The 13,796-nt window shown below is 68.1% G+C and carries 13 protein-coding genes; 6 read left to right on the top strand and 7 right to left on the bottom strand.

What is annotated here, in order from left to right; genetic code table 11:
- Window positions 1-2: 2 nt before the first annotated feature.
- Entirely contained in the window at window positions 3-215 is a 213-nt protein-coding gene (locus IG171_RS12555; RefSeq protein ID WP_212127765.1) for a hypothetical protein, read from the bottom strand.
- 36 nt (window positions 216-251) lie between these two features.
- Here IG171_RS12555 and IG171_RS12550 point away from each other — a divergent pair, with 36 nt between their 5' ends.
- The 4 genes from IG171_RS12550 to IG171_RS12535 all read left to right on the top strand — a co-directional run bounded on the left by IG171_RS12550 (window position 252) and on the right by IG171_RS12535 (window position 3,810).
- On the top strand, window positions 252-857 hold the full coding sequence (locus tag IG171_RS12550; protein WP_212127764.1) for a M23 family metallopeptidase: 606 nt from the start codon (window positions 252-254) through the stop codon (window positions 855-857).
- Between the two features lie 143 nt (window positions 858-1,000).
- Window positions 1,001-1,465 carry a GNAT family N-acetyltransferase gene (locus IG171_RS12545; protein ID WP_249203676.1) on the top strand — a complete coding sequence of 155 codons (465 nt, stop codon included), beginning with the start codon at window positions 1,001-1,003 and terminating at the stop codon, window positions 1,463-1,465.
- Between the two features lie 471 nt (window positions 1,466-1,936).
- Window positions 1,937-3,391 carry an aldehyde dehydrogenase family protein gene (locus IG171_RS12540; protein WP_249204340.1) on the top strand — a complete coding sequence of 485 codons (1,455 nt, stop codon included), beginning with the start codon at window positions 1,937-1,939 and terminating at the stop codon, window positions 3,389-3,391.
- The gene (locus IG171_RS12535) at window positions 3,391-3,810 is read left to right on the top strand and encodes a DUF779 domain-containing protein (RefSeq protein ID WP_212127762.1); all 420 of its coding nucleotides are present in this window, start codon (window positions 3,391-3,393) and stop codon (window positions 3,808-3,810) included. Before IG171_RS12540 ends, IG171_RS12535 begins: the two co-directional genes overlap by 1 nt.
- Window positions 3,811-3,866: 56 nt before the next feature.
- Here the strand turns inward: IG171_RS12535 and IG171_RS12530 are convergent, their stop codons facing one another.
- From IG171_RS12530 to IG171_RS12505, 6 genes are read right to left on the bottom strand one after another with little or no spacing between them, the layout of a single operon-like run.
- Window positions 3,867-5,204 carry an alkylhydroperoxidase domain protein gene (locus IG171_RS12530; protein ID WP_212127761.1) on the bottom strand — a complete coding sequence of 446 codons (1,338 nt, stop codon included), beginning with the start codon at window positions 5,202-5,204 and terminating at the stop codon, window positions 3,867-3,869.
- Window position 5,205: 1 nt separating this feature from the next.
- Window positions 5,206-6,264 (bottom strand): putative FMN-dependent luciferase-like monooxygenase, encoded by a 1,059-nt coding sequence (locus IG171_RS12525; protein ID WP_212127760.1) that lies wholly within the window; start codon window positions 6,262-6,264, stop codon window positions 5,206-5,208.
- 5 nt (window positions 6,265-6,269) lie between these two features.
- On the bottom strand, window positions 6,270-7,970 hold the full coding sequence (locus IG171_RS12520; RefSeq protein ID WP_212127759.1) for an ABC transporter ATP-binding protein: 1,701 nt from the start codon (window positions 7,968-7,970) through the stop codon (window positions 6,270-6,272).
- The gene (locus IG171_RS12515; protein ID WP_249203675.1) at window positions 7,967-8,821 is read right to left on the bottom strand and encodes an ABC transporter permease; all 855 of its coding nucleotides are present in this window, start codon (window positions 8,819-8,821) and stop codon (window positions 7,967-7,969) included. The genes IG171_RS12520 and IG171_RS12515 overlap by 4 nt, the downstream gene beginning before the upstream one ends.
- Entirely contained in the window at window positions 8,818-9,936 is a 1,119-nt protein-coding gene (locus IG171_RS12510) for an ABC transporter permease (protein WP_212127758.1), read from the bottom strand. Before IG171_RS12510 ends, IG171_RS12515 begins: the two co-directional genes overlap by 4 nt.
- A complete protein-coding gene (locus IG171_RS12505) occupies window positions 9,933-11,642 on the bottom strand; it encodes a TIGR04028 family ABC transporter substrate-binding protein (RefSeq protein WP_212127757.1) in 1,710 nt (569 codons plus the stop codon). Before IG171_RS12505 ends, IG171_RS12510 begins: the two co-directional genes overlap by 4 nt.
- A gap of 566 nt (window positions 11,643-12,208) precedes the next feature.
- Here IG171_RS12505 and IG171_RS12500 point away from each other — a divergent pair.
- Complete coding sequence (locus IG171_RS12500) at window positions 12,209-12,877, top strand: VOC family protein (protein WP_212127756.1); 669 nt, start codon at window positions 12,209-12,211, stop codon at window positions 12,875-12,877.
- Between the two features lie 105 nt (window positions 12,878-12,982).
- Window positions 12,983-13,765 carry a DUF3152 domain-containing protein gene (locus IG171_RS12495; RefSeq protein ID WP_249203674.1) on the top strand — a complete coding sequence of 261 codons (783 nt, stop codon included), beginning with the start codon at window positions 12,983-12,985 and terminating at the stop codon, window positions 13,763-13,765.
- The last annotated feature ends 31 nt before the right edge of the window (window positions 13,766-13,796 follow it).

Below are 13,796 nucleotides of genomic sequence, written 5' to 3'. Positions count from 1 at the left end.
GGTCAGGCGGGATCGTCGTCGTCGATGCGAGTGACGATGACGTGGATGATGAGCTTGGCCAGATAGTAGACTCCGAAATAGGCGGCGGCCGCGAAGATGAGGCCGGTCAGCAGGTCCCCGGCCCCGCCGAGTCGGGGCAGGAAGATGAAGACGGCCGCAGTGATCGCCGCCAGATACGGGATCAGACGCAGAACCGGGCTGTCGGGCTCATTCATGGCAGTCATTCTAGCAATGGGGTGGAAGGGGAAGCGATGAATGATCCTCTCGATCTGGACTATCCGTTCACGGGACGGTGGCTGGTGCAGAACAGCCCCGCCGATCGGGTTCCGAGCCACGGGACGGCACGGTTCGCGACCTCGTATGCCATCGACTTCGTGCCGGTCGACGAATCGCTGCGATCGGCGCGCTTGAGCATCGAATCGCTGCTGCGGCCTGAGCCTCCGGAAAGGTTCGCGGGCTTCGGCCGTCCCGTGACCGCCCCTGTCGACGGCACCGTCGTGGCAGTCCACGATTCCGAACCCGACCACTCTGCCCACCGGGGCCTGCCCTCGCTCGGGTATGCGCTGACGCAGCGCAAACGGGTCGAGGCTGGGTGGCGGGCACTCGCCGGCAACCACATCATGATCGACTGCGGAACGGCCATCGTCGCACTCTGTCACTTGCAGCGAGGAAGCACGCAGGTGCAGCTCGGCGACCGGGTCCGGACCGGTGACCAGGTCGGACGGTGCGGCAATTCCGGCAACAGCACTGAACCGCATCTGCACCTGCAGGCCTTCGACAGTTTGGAAGGCGCATCCGCGGTCCCCATTCGGTTCGGAGACGGGGTTCCCCGCAACGGCACACTCGTCCATGTGTGAGCCGGCGACAACCGGCCTACTGGCAGGCCGGCGGTCGAAGGACTGGGCCTAGAATTGTTCGGATGACACTTCCGCCGTGGCCGAGCAGGGCTCCCGCACATGGTTCAGTCCATCTCCGCGAAGTCGGACCCGAGGATGTGGCAATGGCGCGAGAACTCTCAACCGATCCGTACGTCCCGCAGACGGGATCCTTGCCGTTCACTGCCTCGAACGAGGAGGCAAATGCGTGGATCGACCGGCAGCAGGGACGACATGCAGAAGGCGCGGGCTTTTCATTCGCCATCGTTTGGACCGCCGGCAACCGGGCCGTGGGGCACTGTGGTCTGTGGTTGCGCGACCTCAGCAGCGGGTTGGCTACGGCCGGTTACGCGATCGCCCCCTCACAGCGGAGGCGCGGCTATGCCGCGGACGCCCTTCTGGCGCTGACCGGTTTCGGATGGACAGTGCCAGGACTCGCTCGGATCGTCCTCCACGTCGAACCCTGGAATATCGCATCGCAGCGCACGGCCGAACGCGCCGGATACGTGCGGCAGGAAGCGACAGCCGACCATCGGATCTTCAGCGGTGAGACCAGAGAGATGGTGGTGTATGAGGCTGTGCGTCCCTGATCCTGACCTCCTGGCACTCCTTCCTGTGGGCCGATGCTGCTGACGAGCTCTCTGCCGCGGACTTCTTGAGGCCACAGCCCTTCGCTTCCCTCGCGGCGCATGACTGGACGGGAAGGGTAGGTGCGAGCGGTCTCGGTGAATCCCGACTGCTGGAACATCGTCAGAGTTCCCGTGAAGACGGCCGAGGGTGCCGGTGGGCGTCGGAGCGCGGCAACATCGACGGGATGGCCGTCGAGCAGACACGCGCCGTGGTCGAACGCCCACTCGACGGCGCTCCGCAGGAGGGGCACCCCGAGTCCGGAGCCAGTGGCACCTATTGTCCCTCCGGCTGAGCAGGCTTATGGTGAGAGCACTAGGACACATCCGCTCCTCGGGAGCGGATGGACTCACACGAAGGAGTGTCATGGCAGTCTACTCAGCACCGGTACCGACGGTTCGCTCGTCACGTTCAAGCCGCGCTACGAGAACTTCATCGGCGGCGAGTGGGTGCCGCCGAAGGATGGCAACTACTTCGAGAACATCACTCCCGTGACCGGTCAGGTCTTCACCGAGATCCCCAGCTCCACCGCTGAGGACGTCGAGACCGCCCTCGACTTGGCCTGGGCAGCGGCACCGTCCTGGGGCAGGACCTCGACGACGGAGCGGGCGAACATCCTGCTCAAGATCGCCGACCGCATCGAAACCAACCTCGAGATGCTCGCTGTCGCCGAGACCTGGGACAACGGCAAGGGCATCCGCGAACCCCTGGCCGCGGATCTTCCGCTGGCCGTCGACCACTTCCGCTACTTCGCCTCGGCGATCCGGGCGCAGGAAGGCGGCATCTCGCAGATCGACGACGACACCGTGGCCTACCACTTCCAGGAGCCCCTCGGTGTGGTCGGACAGATCATTCCGTGGAACTTCCCCCTGCTCATGGCCACCTGGAAACTCGCCCCTGCGCTCGCCGCCGGCAACTGCGTCGTCCTCAAACCCGCCGAGCAGACCCCGGCGTCGATCCTCGTCCTCGCCGAACTCATCGGCGATCTGCTCCCGGCCGGAGTCCTCAACATCATCAACGGCTTCGGCGCCGAGGCGGGCAAGCCGTTGGCCGCGAACAAGCGCGTCCGCAAGGTGGCATTCACCGGTGAGACGACGACGGGTCGTCTGATCATGCAGTACGCCTCGCAGAACATCATCCCGGTGACCCTCGAACTCGGCGGCAAGTCACCGAACATCTTCTTCGACGATGTGATGGACGACAACGACAGATACCGTGACAAGGCCCTCGAGGGCTTCGCTATGTTCGCGCTCAACCAGGGCGAGGTCTGCACCTGCCCGTCCCGCGCACTCGTCCAGGACTCGATCTTCGACGACTTCGTCGCCGCCGGCGTCGAACGCGTCCGCTCGATCAAACAGGGCAACCCGCTCGATACCGACACCCAGATCGGCGCGCAGGCCTCGAACGACCAGTACGAGAAGATCATGTCGTATCTGCAGATCGGCAAGGACGAAGGCGCCGAGATCCTCATCGGCGGTGACAGGGCCGAACTCGACGGGGACCTGGCCGGCGGCTACTACATCCAGCCGACGATCTTCAAGGGCACGAACTCGATGCGGATCTTCCAGGAGGAGATCTTCGGACCCGTCGTCGCCCTGACCTCGTTCTCCGACTACGACGACGCGATCGCGATCGCCAATGACACCCTCTACGGCCTCGGTGCCGGCGTCTGGTCGCGCAAGGGCAACACCGCCTACCGGGCCGGACGCGACATCCAGGCCGGTCGCGTCTGGGTGAACAACTTCCACGCCTACCCCGCGCACGCGGCCTTCGGCGGGTACAAGTCCTCGGGCATCGGACGCGAGAACCACAAGATGATGCTCGACCACTACCAGCAGACGAAGAACCTGCTGGTCAGCTATTCCGAGAATGCACAGGGATTCTTCTGATGAGTGACACAACCGAATCAGCCGTCCTCGAATCGACACCGACGATCGAGGGCGAAGAGAAATCACGAGTGGCGATGACCCAGGCGGCCATCGACCTGTTGGCCACGCTGGTCGACAAGCACGGCCAGCTGATGTTCCATCAGTCCGGCGGCTGCTGCGACGGGTCCTCTCCGATGTGCTTCCCCGAAGGTGACTTCCTCACCTCGGACGCCGACGTGCTGCTCGGCCACTTCGAACTGCCCATCGAGGACACGGAGAAGGCCGGACTGGACTTCTGGATGTCGGCCGAGCAGTTCGAGTACTGGAAGCACACCCACCTGACCCTCGATGTGGTGCCCGGTCGGGGAGGAGGCTTCAGCGTCGAATCGCCGACGGGCAACCGCTTCATCATCCGCTCAGCGCTGATGGACGTCGCCTGAACCGAGGTTCGGTCGCAGCGCCGGGCGGGCGGCATGTGCACGCGACGGCGGAGCACTCACCTCCCGGCGGACAGCACCTCGGGCTCTCCGAGTGAGAGCATGAGGCGGTTGGCCCAGTTGAAGAACGCCGCGCAGCCGAGCACATCGATGATGTCGCCATCGGCCAGACCCGCCTCGCGCAGGGCTGTCACGTGCGAGGGCCCGAACGTCTGCGGGGTCCGGGTGAGGGCGACCGAGGCCTCGACCACGGCGTCCCAGACCGCATCGCCGAGGCTGGCCTCGGCGCCGTCGTCGAGCAGCCGTTGCACGAGGTCGCGACGTCCGGATTCCTCGGTGGCGCGGTCGGCGTGGACGGACGCGCAGAACAGGCACCCGTTGAGCCTCGAGGCCGCGGTCGCGGCGAGTTCCCGCTCGGCCCGGCCGAGGCCGTCGGTGGTGTTGAAGAAGATGTCGAGGTCGGTCAGCGTCCTGGCCTTGAGTGCGGCCGGATCCCGGGCGAGCAGGCGGAAGTAGGGGTTCTTCGCCCGCCCGGCCTCGATGAGCGCCTCGCGCTGCGTCTCGGTCAGCTCCGCCTCGGCGACCGGGGCGATCCACGGCACCCATCCGAGCCCGGACTGTTGGAACACCTTGGGTCGGTTGAGGTCCGGATAGGTGCTCACCCGGTCCCCGACGGCCGCGAGTGCCTCTTCCACCCGCGCCGAGGCGGGGCTGTCGACTCCCGTGGCCGGATCCGCGGGCTCGGAGCCGGGGTCGGGTCCGGCGGTTGGTTCCGCCGGTGCGCCGGGGGTGTGCGCCAGCGCGGCCAGTCCGGTGCTGATGCGGATCTGGAAGTTGAGGAAGGACACGAGCTGGGCCAGAGCGACGATCCCGTCCTCGTCCCAGCCGGCCTCGAGCAGCAGCGCCAGGTGCCCGGGCCGGCTGTCGCGCGGGTGGAGGACGAGCAGATGGGCGAACTCGAGGCCGGCCACGAGCTTGTCATCCAGAGGCGTTGCCGGTTCCGCCGCCGCGGTGAACCACGGGCCGGGCGCATTCTCTCCGGCCAGTGCCGCGGATTCGAAGATCCCGTACGGGCCCGGAACGCCGGTGCCGGTGTCCGGAACGGATGCCGCCACGGCCTCGTCGAGGAGTTCGGCGATCGCCCAGGAGGCGGACTCGTCCTCATCGCGCAGCAGGTCGCGGTAGAACTCCTCGGCGGCGGGGGCACCGAGCAGGCCCGCGGTGAAAGCGGCGACTGCATAGCGCTCGAGATAGGAGAAACTGGCCGGATCGGACGGTTCGAGGAGTGCCTCGAAGCTCAGCTGGGCGTTCTCCTTGGCTTGGGGGCGGTGATCGCGCAGCGCATCGAGGGGGTCGTTCGCCGCGATCCCGGCGAGGACGTTGATGATATCGGCCATCTCAGTGCACCCGCTCCTCGGCGACGTCGAAGCCCAGTGCCGGAGCCACTTCGGTGGCCAGCAGCTCGATCGACCGCAGGGCGGTCTCGTTCGTCGCCGGCACCGAGTGCACCTGGAAGCTGACATCGGTGACACGGTCGAGCACACGGTCCCTGCTCAGCCGCTCGATCACCTGTTCGGGGGTGCCGAGGTAGGTGTCGGTGGCGACGAGCAGCTCATCGAGGCTCAGGGAGGAGGTGTCATAGCCGACGAGGCGGTCGGCCTCGTTCCGCAGCGCCGGTTCGGTGATCTCGCGCAGCCGGGGCAGGTCGGCGGCATCGGCGACCACCGCCGTGCGGGAGGCGAGGATGCGCGGGGCGACGTCGTCGGGAAGTTGGGAGAGGTAGGTGTCGATGACCGGCAGCTGCACCTCGTCGAGGGCCGCGCCCGGGTCGTCCTGCGGACGCGGCTGGGTGCGTGAGAGCATGAGCCCGTCCCCGGCGGCGCCGGCGGCTCCGGCCCCGCCGGAGGAGAACGTCGCCTGCCACAGGCGCCGGTCGAGTCCCGGTCGGTCGGGGTTCGCCGTCCCGGCCTCGGGGTAGAGCAGATGGTCGGTGGGAAGCGAACCGCCCGAGACCAGGGTGCGCAGGGTCGCGAGCTTGTCGGCGAAGACCTCGCGGCGCTCGTCGAAGCTCGTGCCGAAGGCGGGGAAGGACTTCGGATTCCCGCCCGAGCCCAGGCCGATCTCGAGGCGCCCGTCGGACAGGGCATCGAGCACAGCGGCGTCCTCGGCCACGCGCACGGCATTCTCCATCGGCAGTGTGATGATGGCCGTGCCCAAGGTGATCCGGCTCGTGTGCGCGGCGGCGTGGGAGAGGAAGACGAGCGGGGAGGGCAGACCGCCCTCGGCGGCGGAGAAATGGTGCTGGGCGACCCACGCCGAGCGCAGGCCGAAGCGCTCGGCGGCGGCGATCTGCTCGAGAGCGAAACGGTAGCGCCTATCAGCCGGGGCGTCCTCGAGCAGGCGGGTGAAGATTCCGAGCCTCGGGCCGGTCGTGCCTGCAGTGGGGGTCTCAGTCATGGATCTCAGCTTTCTGCCGCTGCGGTCAGGGCGGGTTCGGGTGCGGGGTCGGCGTGACCGGTCAGAGTCACGGGGTTGGGGATCGCGTCCAGGAGGGCACGCGTGCGATCGGTGCTCGGGTGCGCGAAGATCTCCTCGGTCTCACCGCTTTCGACGAGATGACCGCGCGACATCACGGACACCGTATCAGCGATCTGGCGCACCACGGCGAGGTCGTGGGTGATGAAGACGTAGGTCAGGCCCAGTTCCCGCTGCAGCCGGTCGAGGAGGCTCAGAATCTGCGCCTGCACCGTGACGTCGAGGGCCGAGACCGCTTCGTCGAAGACGATGAGCTCGGGTTCGACGATGAGGGCGCGGGCGATCGCCACCCGCTGCAGCTGACCGCCGGAGAGTTCGGCCGGGCGCCGGTCGAGGAACTCCGCCGGCAGTGCCACTCGCTCCAGGATTTCGTGGACGAGGCCGGCCCGGCTGCTGCGAGTGCCGATGCCGAAGTTGCGCAGGGGCTCGGTCAGGGTCGACCGGATCGAGTGCTTCGGGTCGAGAGCCGAATACGGGTTCTGGTGCACGAGCTGGACGGTGGCCCGGAACTGTCGCAGCCGGGCCCGGCTCGGACGTGCCCGACGCCGCCTGCCGCCGGGACCGGAGCCGGCGAACTCGGCGGCATCGAAGTCGCCGATGCGCAGTCGACCGGACTGCGGGGCGAGGAACCCGGCGAGAGCTCTGCCCGTCGTGGTCTTGCCCGACCCCGATTCGCCGACGATGCCGTGGGTGGTGCCGCGGCCGATGGTGAAGCTGACGTCCTCGACGCCGATGACCTGGTTCTCGGTGCGGTCGAAGACCTGCGTGAGTGAGTCGACGGAGACGAAGGGGTGCTGGGAATCGGCGGCCGCCTCGGCGAGGCAGCGGCGCGGCTTCGTCTGCAGGGCCGGGGCGTCGGCGAGCAGGCGGGAGGTGTACTCGGTGGCCGGGTGGGAGAAGACGCGTTCGGCTTCGCCCGCCTCGACGACGGATCCGGACTGCATGACCAGGACCTCGTCGGCGCGTTCGCCGGCGACGGCGAGATCGTGGGTGATGAACAGGATGCCCATTCCGGTTTCGTCCCGCAGCTCGTCGAGGAGGTCGAGGACCTGCTTCTGCACGGTCACGTCGAGGGCCGAGGTCGGTTCGTCGGCGATGAGCAGGCGGGGGCGCAGGGCGATGGCCGCGGCGATGAGCACACGCTGCCGCATCCCGCCGGACAGTTCGTGCGGGAACTGATCGGCCCGCTTCTCCGGCCGGTCGATGCCGACCCGGCCCAGCAGCTCGATGACCCGGGCCCGAGCCTCGGTGCGGTTCATGCGTCGGTGGATGCGCAGCGCCTCGGCCACGGACCTGCCCGTCGTCTGCAGCGGATTGAGCGAGGTGCCGGGATCCTGCGGGACGTAGCCGATCCGGCTCCCGCGCACCCCGCGCCAACCGGTCGGTCCCAGACCGGTGAGGTCGAGGTCGCCGAGGCGGATCCTCCCGGTGGTGATCCGTGCCGAGGACGGCAGCAGACCGATGACTGCGTTCGCCGTCGTCGACTTCCCCGATCCGGATTCGCCGACGACGGCGGTCATCGCGCCGGAGGCGACGGTGAGGTCGAGGTCGGACACGGCCGGTGAGCCGCCTCGGCGGGAGTAGTCGACGGTGAGCCCGTCGATGCTCAGCAGCGGAGAGCCGATCATGATGTCACCTTTCGCAGGGTGTTGCCGATCTGGTGGGTGGCCAGCACGATGGCCATGACGACGAGGCCGGGCAGCACGGTCAGCCACCAGGCGGTGGCGACGAAGTTGCGGCCCTCGGCGATGATGAGGCCCCATTCGGGCGTCGGCGGCGGGGTGCCGTAGCCGAGGAACCCGAGAGTCGAGATCTGGAGGATCGCCGAACCGATCTGCAGCACGGCCAGGGAGAGCACGGGTGAGATCGAGTTCGGGAGGATATGGCGGATGAGCACGGAGAAGAAGGTGCCTCCGGAGCCGTAGGCGGCGGCCACGTAGTCGCTGGTGCTGATCTGCACCGCCTGGGAGCGGGCGAGGCGGGCGAACTGGGCGATGGCCGTGACGCCGACGGCGATGGCCGCGTTGATCGTGCCGAAGCCGAGGACGACGACGATCGACAGGCTCAGCAGGATCGCGGGGATCGACAGCAGCACGTCGATCAAGCGCATGAGCACATCATCGACGAGTCCGCGGCGGGTGCCGGCGATCAGTCCGATCGCGGTGCCGAGGACCAGTCCCACCCCCACGGCCACGAGCGCGGCCAGCAGCGACTGGGAGGCGCCGTAGACGACGCGGGTGAAGGCGTCCCGACCGGTCTGGTCGGTGCCGAACCAGTGGTCGAGGCTGGGCGGCAGCAGGGCGGGGGTGTCGCCGCCGTCGTTCGGGTCGAAGTGGGTGAACAGGCCGGGCAGAAGTGCCCAGGAGACGGCGATGAGCAGGACCAGGGCCGAGACCACGGTCGCCGAGGTGACCGCACCGCGGGCGGCGCGGGTGCCGGCGGTGGAGCGATTGTGGGCGAGGGCGTCGGTGAGGCTCATGGGTGCGTCCCTTTCGTCTCGCTGCTCGCCTCGGCAGCGGTGCCCGTCGGGGCAGCGGAGTGGTCCGTCCAGTCGAGGTCGACGCCGACACTGGCGGCCGTCGTCGTCAGCGCGCTGCGGGCGGCTGCGTCGCTGCTCTTCAGCCCTCTGCCCGAGGCGGCCGTGCGCGGGGTGCGCAGGCGGACGTCGATGACGGGGTAGAGGAGGTCGACGGCGAGGTTGATGATGACATAGCCGAAGGTGGCGATCACGACCACGGCCAGCAGGATCTGATTGTCCCGGTGGGTCACGGCCTGAGCGGTGATCAGCCCGATGCCGTTGCGGCCGAACACCGTTTCGGTGACCACGGCACCGGCGACGAGCTCACCGAAGACCAGTCCGATGATCGTCAGCCCCGGCAGCACCGCGTTGCGGGCGACGGTGTGGACGAGCAGCCACAGCTCGGAGGCGCCCTTGGCGGTGGTGACCTTGACGAATCCGGAGGCCTGGACCTCGGTGATGGAGCGGATGAGGACCTGGGCGATCGGTGCCGACAGGGGCACCGCCACGGTCAGGGTCGGCAGCACGAGCGCCTCGGCGGGACCGGGGGAGATGACGGAGACGAGCCCGAGCTGGAAGGAGAAGGCCTGGATGAGCAGGATTCCGAGCCAGAAGACGGGGACGGAGATGAAGAGGCTGGGCACCGAGTCGAGGACCCGTCGGACCCAGGCGAAGGGGCCGACGGTCGGGCCGTAGGTGGCGGCGACGGCGATGACGACGGCGAAGACGAGGGCGGTGAGGAAGCCGGCCGCGGCCAGCACCGCCGTCGAGGGCAGGGCCGCGGCGATGATCGTCGACACTGCGGCACCGGTTTGGACCGAGTAGCCGAAGTCGCCGGTGAGGAAGCCGGTGAGACTGATCAGATAGCGGCTGAACCAGGAGTCGTCGGCCCCGGTGGCCTCGCGGATCTGCGCGATCTGGTCGGGGGAGAGCCCCAGTGCCGGATCGGCGAAGCGGGCGGTGACCCCATCGCCGGGGATGAGGGTGAGCAGGACGAAGGCCGCGGTGAAGGCCAGCAGCAGGACGAGGACGGCCTGGCCGAGGCGCAGGAGCAGATAACGGGTGTCGAGGATCATTTCTCTCCTGCCAGCCAGGTGCTGTAGAAATCGGGACGTCCCACAGGCTCGGTGGCGAAGCCGTGGACGCGGCGGCGGAACGCGAAGACCTGCGGCTCTTCGAAGAAGGGCAGAACGTAGGCGTGTTCGACGAGGTGGTTCTGGACCGCCTCGGCGGCCGTCTGTCGTTTCTGCGCATCGGGTTCGGCGGCCAGAGCGTCGAGGAGTTCGTCGATCTTCGGGTCGATCGAATCGTCGTCGGCATCGGAGCGGCCGGCGCCGTTGAGGAAGACATCGCGGTTGACCGAGGAGTAGTTCGAGCGCAGATTGTCGAAGTCGGCGCGGGCGACCATCGAATGGTAGATCTGCACGGTGTCGAGATCGAGGGCGTCGAGCGTCTGCTTCGACTGGTCTCCGGGATTGATCGACAGACGCACGCCGACGCGACGCAGCTGCTGTTGGATCAGGGTCTGGACCTCGTTCGACCGCGGTTGGGGCAGGGCGATGTTCACCGTCAGTGCGAGCACCTGTCCGTCCTTGACGCGGTAGCCTGAGTCGTTGCGTTCGGTCCAGCCGGCCTCGTCGAGCAGGGCCTCGGCCCTGTCGGGATCGTGGACCCAGGACCCCGACTGGTCCGTGTATCCCATTGCGCCCTTGGCCAGCAGACCGGTGGCCAGCGGATAGTTCGGGGTGAAGAGCTTGTCGACGATCTCCTGTCGGTCGATGGCGGCGATGAGCGCCCGGCGGACGGTGATATCGGCCAGGAGATCGTGGCGGAACCGGAAGTTGATGCCGTTGTTGATCCCGTTCGTCGCCTTCGCATAGAGCCGCAGCCCCTGTTCGGTCACGCGGGACTCATCGGGGGCCTGGACGTCGCGGACCCCGTCGGCCTGTCCGGAGAGCACGGCGCCGATGCGCACCGAGTACTCGTTGTTGGTCAGGAAGTCGATGCCGTCGAGGTGGGCCCGGCCCTGGTGCTCCAGGTGCGGCGGTGCCCAGTCGTAGTCTTCGCGGGCGCGGACGGACAGCTTCGTGCCGATGGCCTCATCGGTGATGTGGAAGGGGCCGCAGGTGTGGATCTTCGTCGCTCCACCGGGACCGAACCCGGCGGCGTCGAGTTCGAGGGTGGAGTCGGCCAGCAGACCCGCGTTCATCGTCGAGGTGGCCTGCTCGAAGCCGGGGGAGGGGGCGGAGAAGTGGAAGCGGACGCGTCGGTCGTCGAGGACCTCGCTGCGCTCGTAGTTCGAGATCTGTTCGGACACCGGCAGGGTGCGGGCCTCGTCCCCGCGGCCGAAGAGATCGAAGTTCCTGGCCACATTCGCCGGCGTCAGCGGAGACCCGTCCGAATAGGTCACCCCATCACGGATGGTGAACGTATACGTTGTGGCATCGGCGCTGATCTCGGGCCGCTCGGTGGCCAACCAGGGGTGCAGCTCGAGGGTTTCCGGGTCCTGCCACAGCAGGCGGGCGGAGATGTTGTTCATGATGCCGCCGTTGGGGTAGAAGCCGACCGACGGCGGGTAGAGCAGAGTCCAGGTCTGCGGTTCGAAGTAGGTCAGCACCCCGCCCCGGACGGGTTCGCCGGACTCGAGGGAACCGGTGTCGCGTGGTGTGCAGGCGCTGAGGGTGATGAGCGTGCCGAATCCCATGCCGAGGCCCAGCATCGAGCGGCGGTCGAGGCTGGGCCCGGCAGCGGGTGCTGAGGCGGTGGGACGGAGGTCCGTCATGGGATGAAGTCCTTTGGGCCGGAGAGAGGGGACGACGATGCGGAGATGGTTCAACAATAAGTCTCACACTGGTCTGCCGAGATTCGGCAGAGGGTGGGGTGCTGCGCATCTGGGCCGGGGATGAACTGCATGGTTCGATTTAAGCTCATCGGCGAAATGACAGTCAACACGGGGCTTAATATTGGGACATGTTGAGGTCTTCGGGTTCTGGTTCGAGCCCTGAGCGCTTTGCCGGTGGCGCGTTCTGCTGAGCTGAATATGTTGAGCAATATGAGATCGGCTGGCTCAGTGGCAGGTCAGAGGCAGGTTGGGTCGGGCCGGTGCCTCGTGGTGACCGTCCGCGGCCGGAGCGGTCGGCGAGCGCAGCAATGTCTCCTGCGGGCGGATCCGTTCCGATATCCCGCCGGAAATCACAGCGGATCCGCCCGCAGGAGACGTCTGCGCGGGTGCCCGGCGGAGATCCGGTCGCGTGCCCGGCACCGCGTCCCGGACTCCTCGGCATTGCCCTCGGCGTCCAAGCGGGGGAGACTGAGGCTCTACGCTCGTTTGAAAGGTCCAGGTGGATCATGGACGCTCTGCACACCGTTCCCAGGGAACTCGACCATCTCATCGTCACGGTGCCCGACCTCGACGCCGGAGTCGCCGTGGTGGAGGAGGCCACGGGGCTGCGCGCGGTCTCCGGGGGCTCGCACCCCGGTCGGGGCACCGCGAACTGCCTTCTCGGGCTGAGCCCGACCGGCTGGGCCGACGATGCCCGCACCTACCTGGAGCTCCTCGGCCCCGACCCGCAGCAGGATCCGCCCGCCGGCGGCAGACTCGCCCTCGATGCACATCTGGCCACGGCCCCGACCCTGCAGACCTGGGCGATCCATCCGCCGGCCTTTCTGGCCAAGGTCGCGGCCGCGAACACGGCCGGCATCGACTTCGGAGAGGTCAGGGACATGTCCCGCGAGACCCCCGACGGAGACCTGCTCGAATGGCGGCTGACCAGCAGGTCGCCGCTGCCGGCCGCGGGGACCCAGCCCTTCCTCATCGATTGGGGCGAGTCCCACCACCCCGCCGAGGCGTCCCTGCCGCGGCTGGAGCTGCTCGACTTCGCCATCGAGACCCCCGAGGTCGACGCGACCCGATCCGCACTCGAGGTGCTCGGGGCCGGGGACACTCGCGTCGTCGAGGGCCCCGAACCGCGTCTGCGGGCCCGGATGCGCGGACCGGGCGGGGTGCTCGAGTTCTGAGGCCCTAGAGACACGGGGCGCATCGAGATGCCGGCACGCCTTCGCCCCTGATCCGCTCTTCGGCGGATCTGCGCCCACGAGGCCGCAGGGGTTAGACTCGCAGGCGTGCTCAGTCGAACTCGCCCCGCCTCCCGCCCGCGTCTGCGGGCCCTGACGTCCCTGGCCGCAGCCTCCCTGCTCATCGGGCTGAGCGCCTGCGCACCCGAGGACGGTCAGCAGACCCGGCCGACCCCGCAGGCGGCCGAGACCATCGGAGCCTCCGCGAGCCCGACAGAGCAGCCGGACGAGTCAGGCGAGCCCAGCGAACCCACCGACGGCGCGGCCGTCGACGACGCCGGGGCGGCGGATCTGACCGAGGACGACATCGAGACCACCGGCAGCGGGGAATGGAAGCGACCCGCCGAGGAGACCGGGCCCAACCGGGAGCAGGGGAAGACCTTCAAGGTCGCCGTGCGCGTCGAGGACGATCTGCCCATCGACGTCGACCGGGCCGGTGACTTCATCATCGACACGCTCCAGGACGAACGCGGCTGGCAGGACATCGACGACGTCTCCATCGAACTCGTCGATGACGGGCAGGACACGATGATCTCGATCGCCAGTCCCGACACCGTCGACCAGATGTGCCTGCCCCTGCGCACCCTCGGCAAGCTCTCGTGCCGCAACGGCCCCGACGTCATCCTCAACGCCAAGCGCTGGGTCGCGGCGACCGAGGAATTCGACGACATCGTCCGATACCGGCAGTACCTGATCAACCACGAAGTCGGCCATGCCCTGGGCCATGGGCATGAGAGCTGCCCCGGCCCGGGTCGCACGGCGCCGCTGATGCAGCAGCAGACGAAGGGTCTGCAGGGCTGTGAGCCCAACGGCTGGCCCTCGGAGGGCTGAGGCCGTCTCCGGCCCGGACTGTGAAGCTCGT

Source organism: Brevibacterium sp. SMBL_HHYL_HB1, from assembly GCF_018208375.1.
Taxonomy (GTDB): domain Bacteria; phylum Actinomycetota; class Actinomycetes; order Actinomycetales; family Brevibacteriaceae; genus Brevibacterium; species Brevibacterium intestinavium.
This window is presented reverse-complemented; position numbering and strand designations above follow the sequence as displayed.

Coding starts and splice junctions, on each gene's coding strand:
- IG171_RS12555 (WP_212127765.1), bottom strand. CDS start 215: ATGAATGAGCCCGACAGCCCGGTTCTGCGTCTGATCCCGTATCTGGCG.
- IG171_RS12550 (WP_212127764.1), top strand. CDS start 252: ATGAATGATCCTCTCGATCTGGACTATCCGTTCACGGGACGGTGGCTG.
- IG171_RS12545 (WP_249203676.1), top strand. CDS start 1,001: ATGGCGCGAGAACTCTCAACCGATCCGTACGTCCCGCAGACGGGATCC.
- IG171_RS12535 (WP_212127762.1), top strand. CDS start 3,391: ATGAGTGACACAACCGAATCAGCCGTCCTCGAATCGACACCGACGATC.
- IG171_RS12530 (WP_212127761.1), bottom strand. CDS start 5,204: ATGGCCGATATCATCAACGTCCTCGCCGGGATCGCGGCGAACGACCCC.
- IG171_RS12525 (WP_212127760.1), bottom strand. CDS start 6,264: ATGACTGAGACCCCCACTGCAGGCACGACCGGCCCGAGGCTCGGAATC.
- IG171_RS12520 (WP_212127759.1), bottom strand. CDS start 7,970: ATGATCGGCTCTCCGCTGCTGAGCATCGACGGGCTCACCGTCGACTAC.
- IG171_RS12515 (WP_249203675.1), bottom strand. CDS start 8,821: ATGAGCCTCACCGACGCCCTCGCCCACAATCGCTCCACCGCCGGCACC.
- IG171_RS12510 (WP_212127758.1), bottom strand. CDS start 9,936: ATGATCCTCGACACCCGTTATCTGCTCCTGCGCCTCGGCCAGGCCGTC.
- IG171_RS12505 (WP_212127757.1), bottom strand. CDS start 11,642: ATGACGGACCTCCGTCCCACCGCCTCAGCACCCGCTGCCGGGCCCAGC.
- IG171_RS12500 (WP_212127756.1), top strand. CDS start 12,209: ATGGACGCTCTGCACACCGTTCCCAGGGAACTCGACCATCTCATCGTC.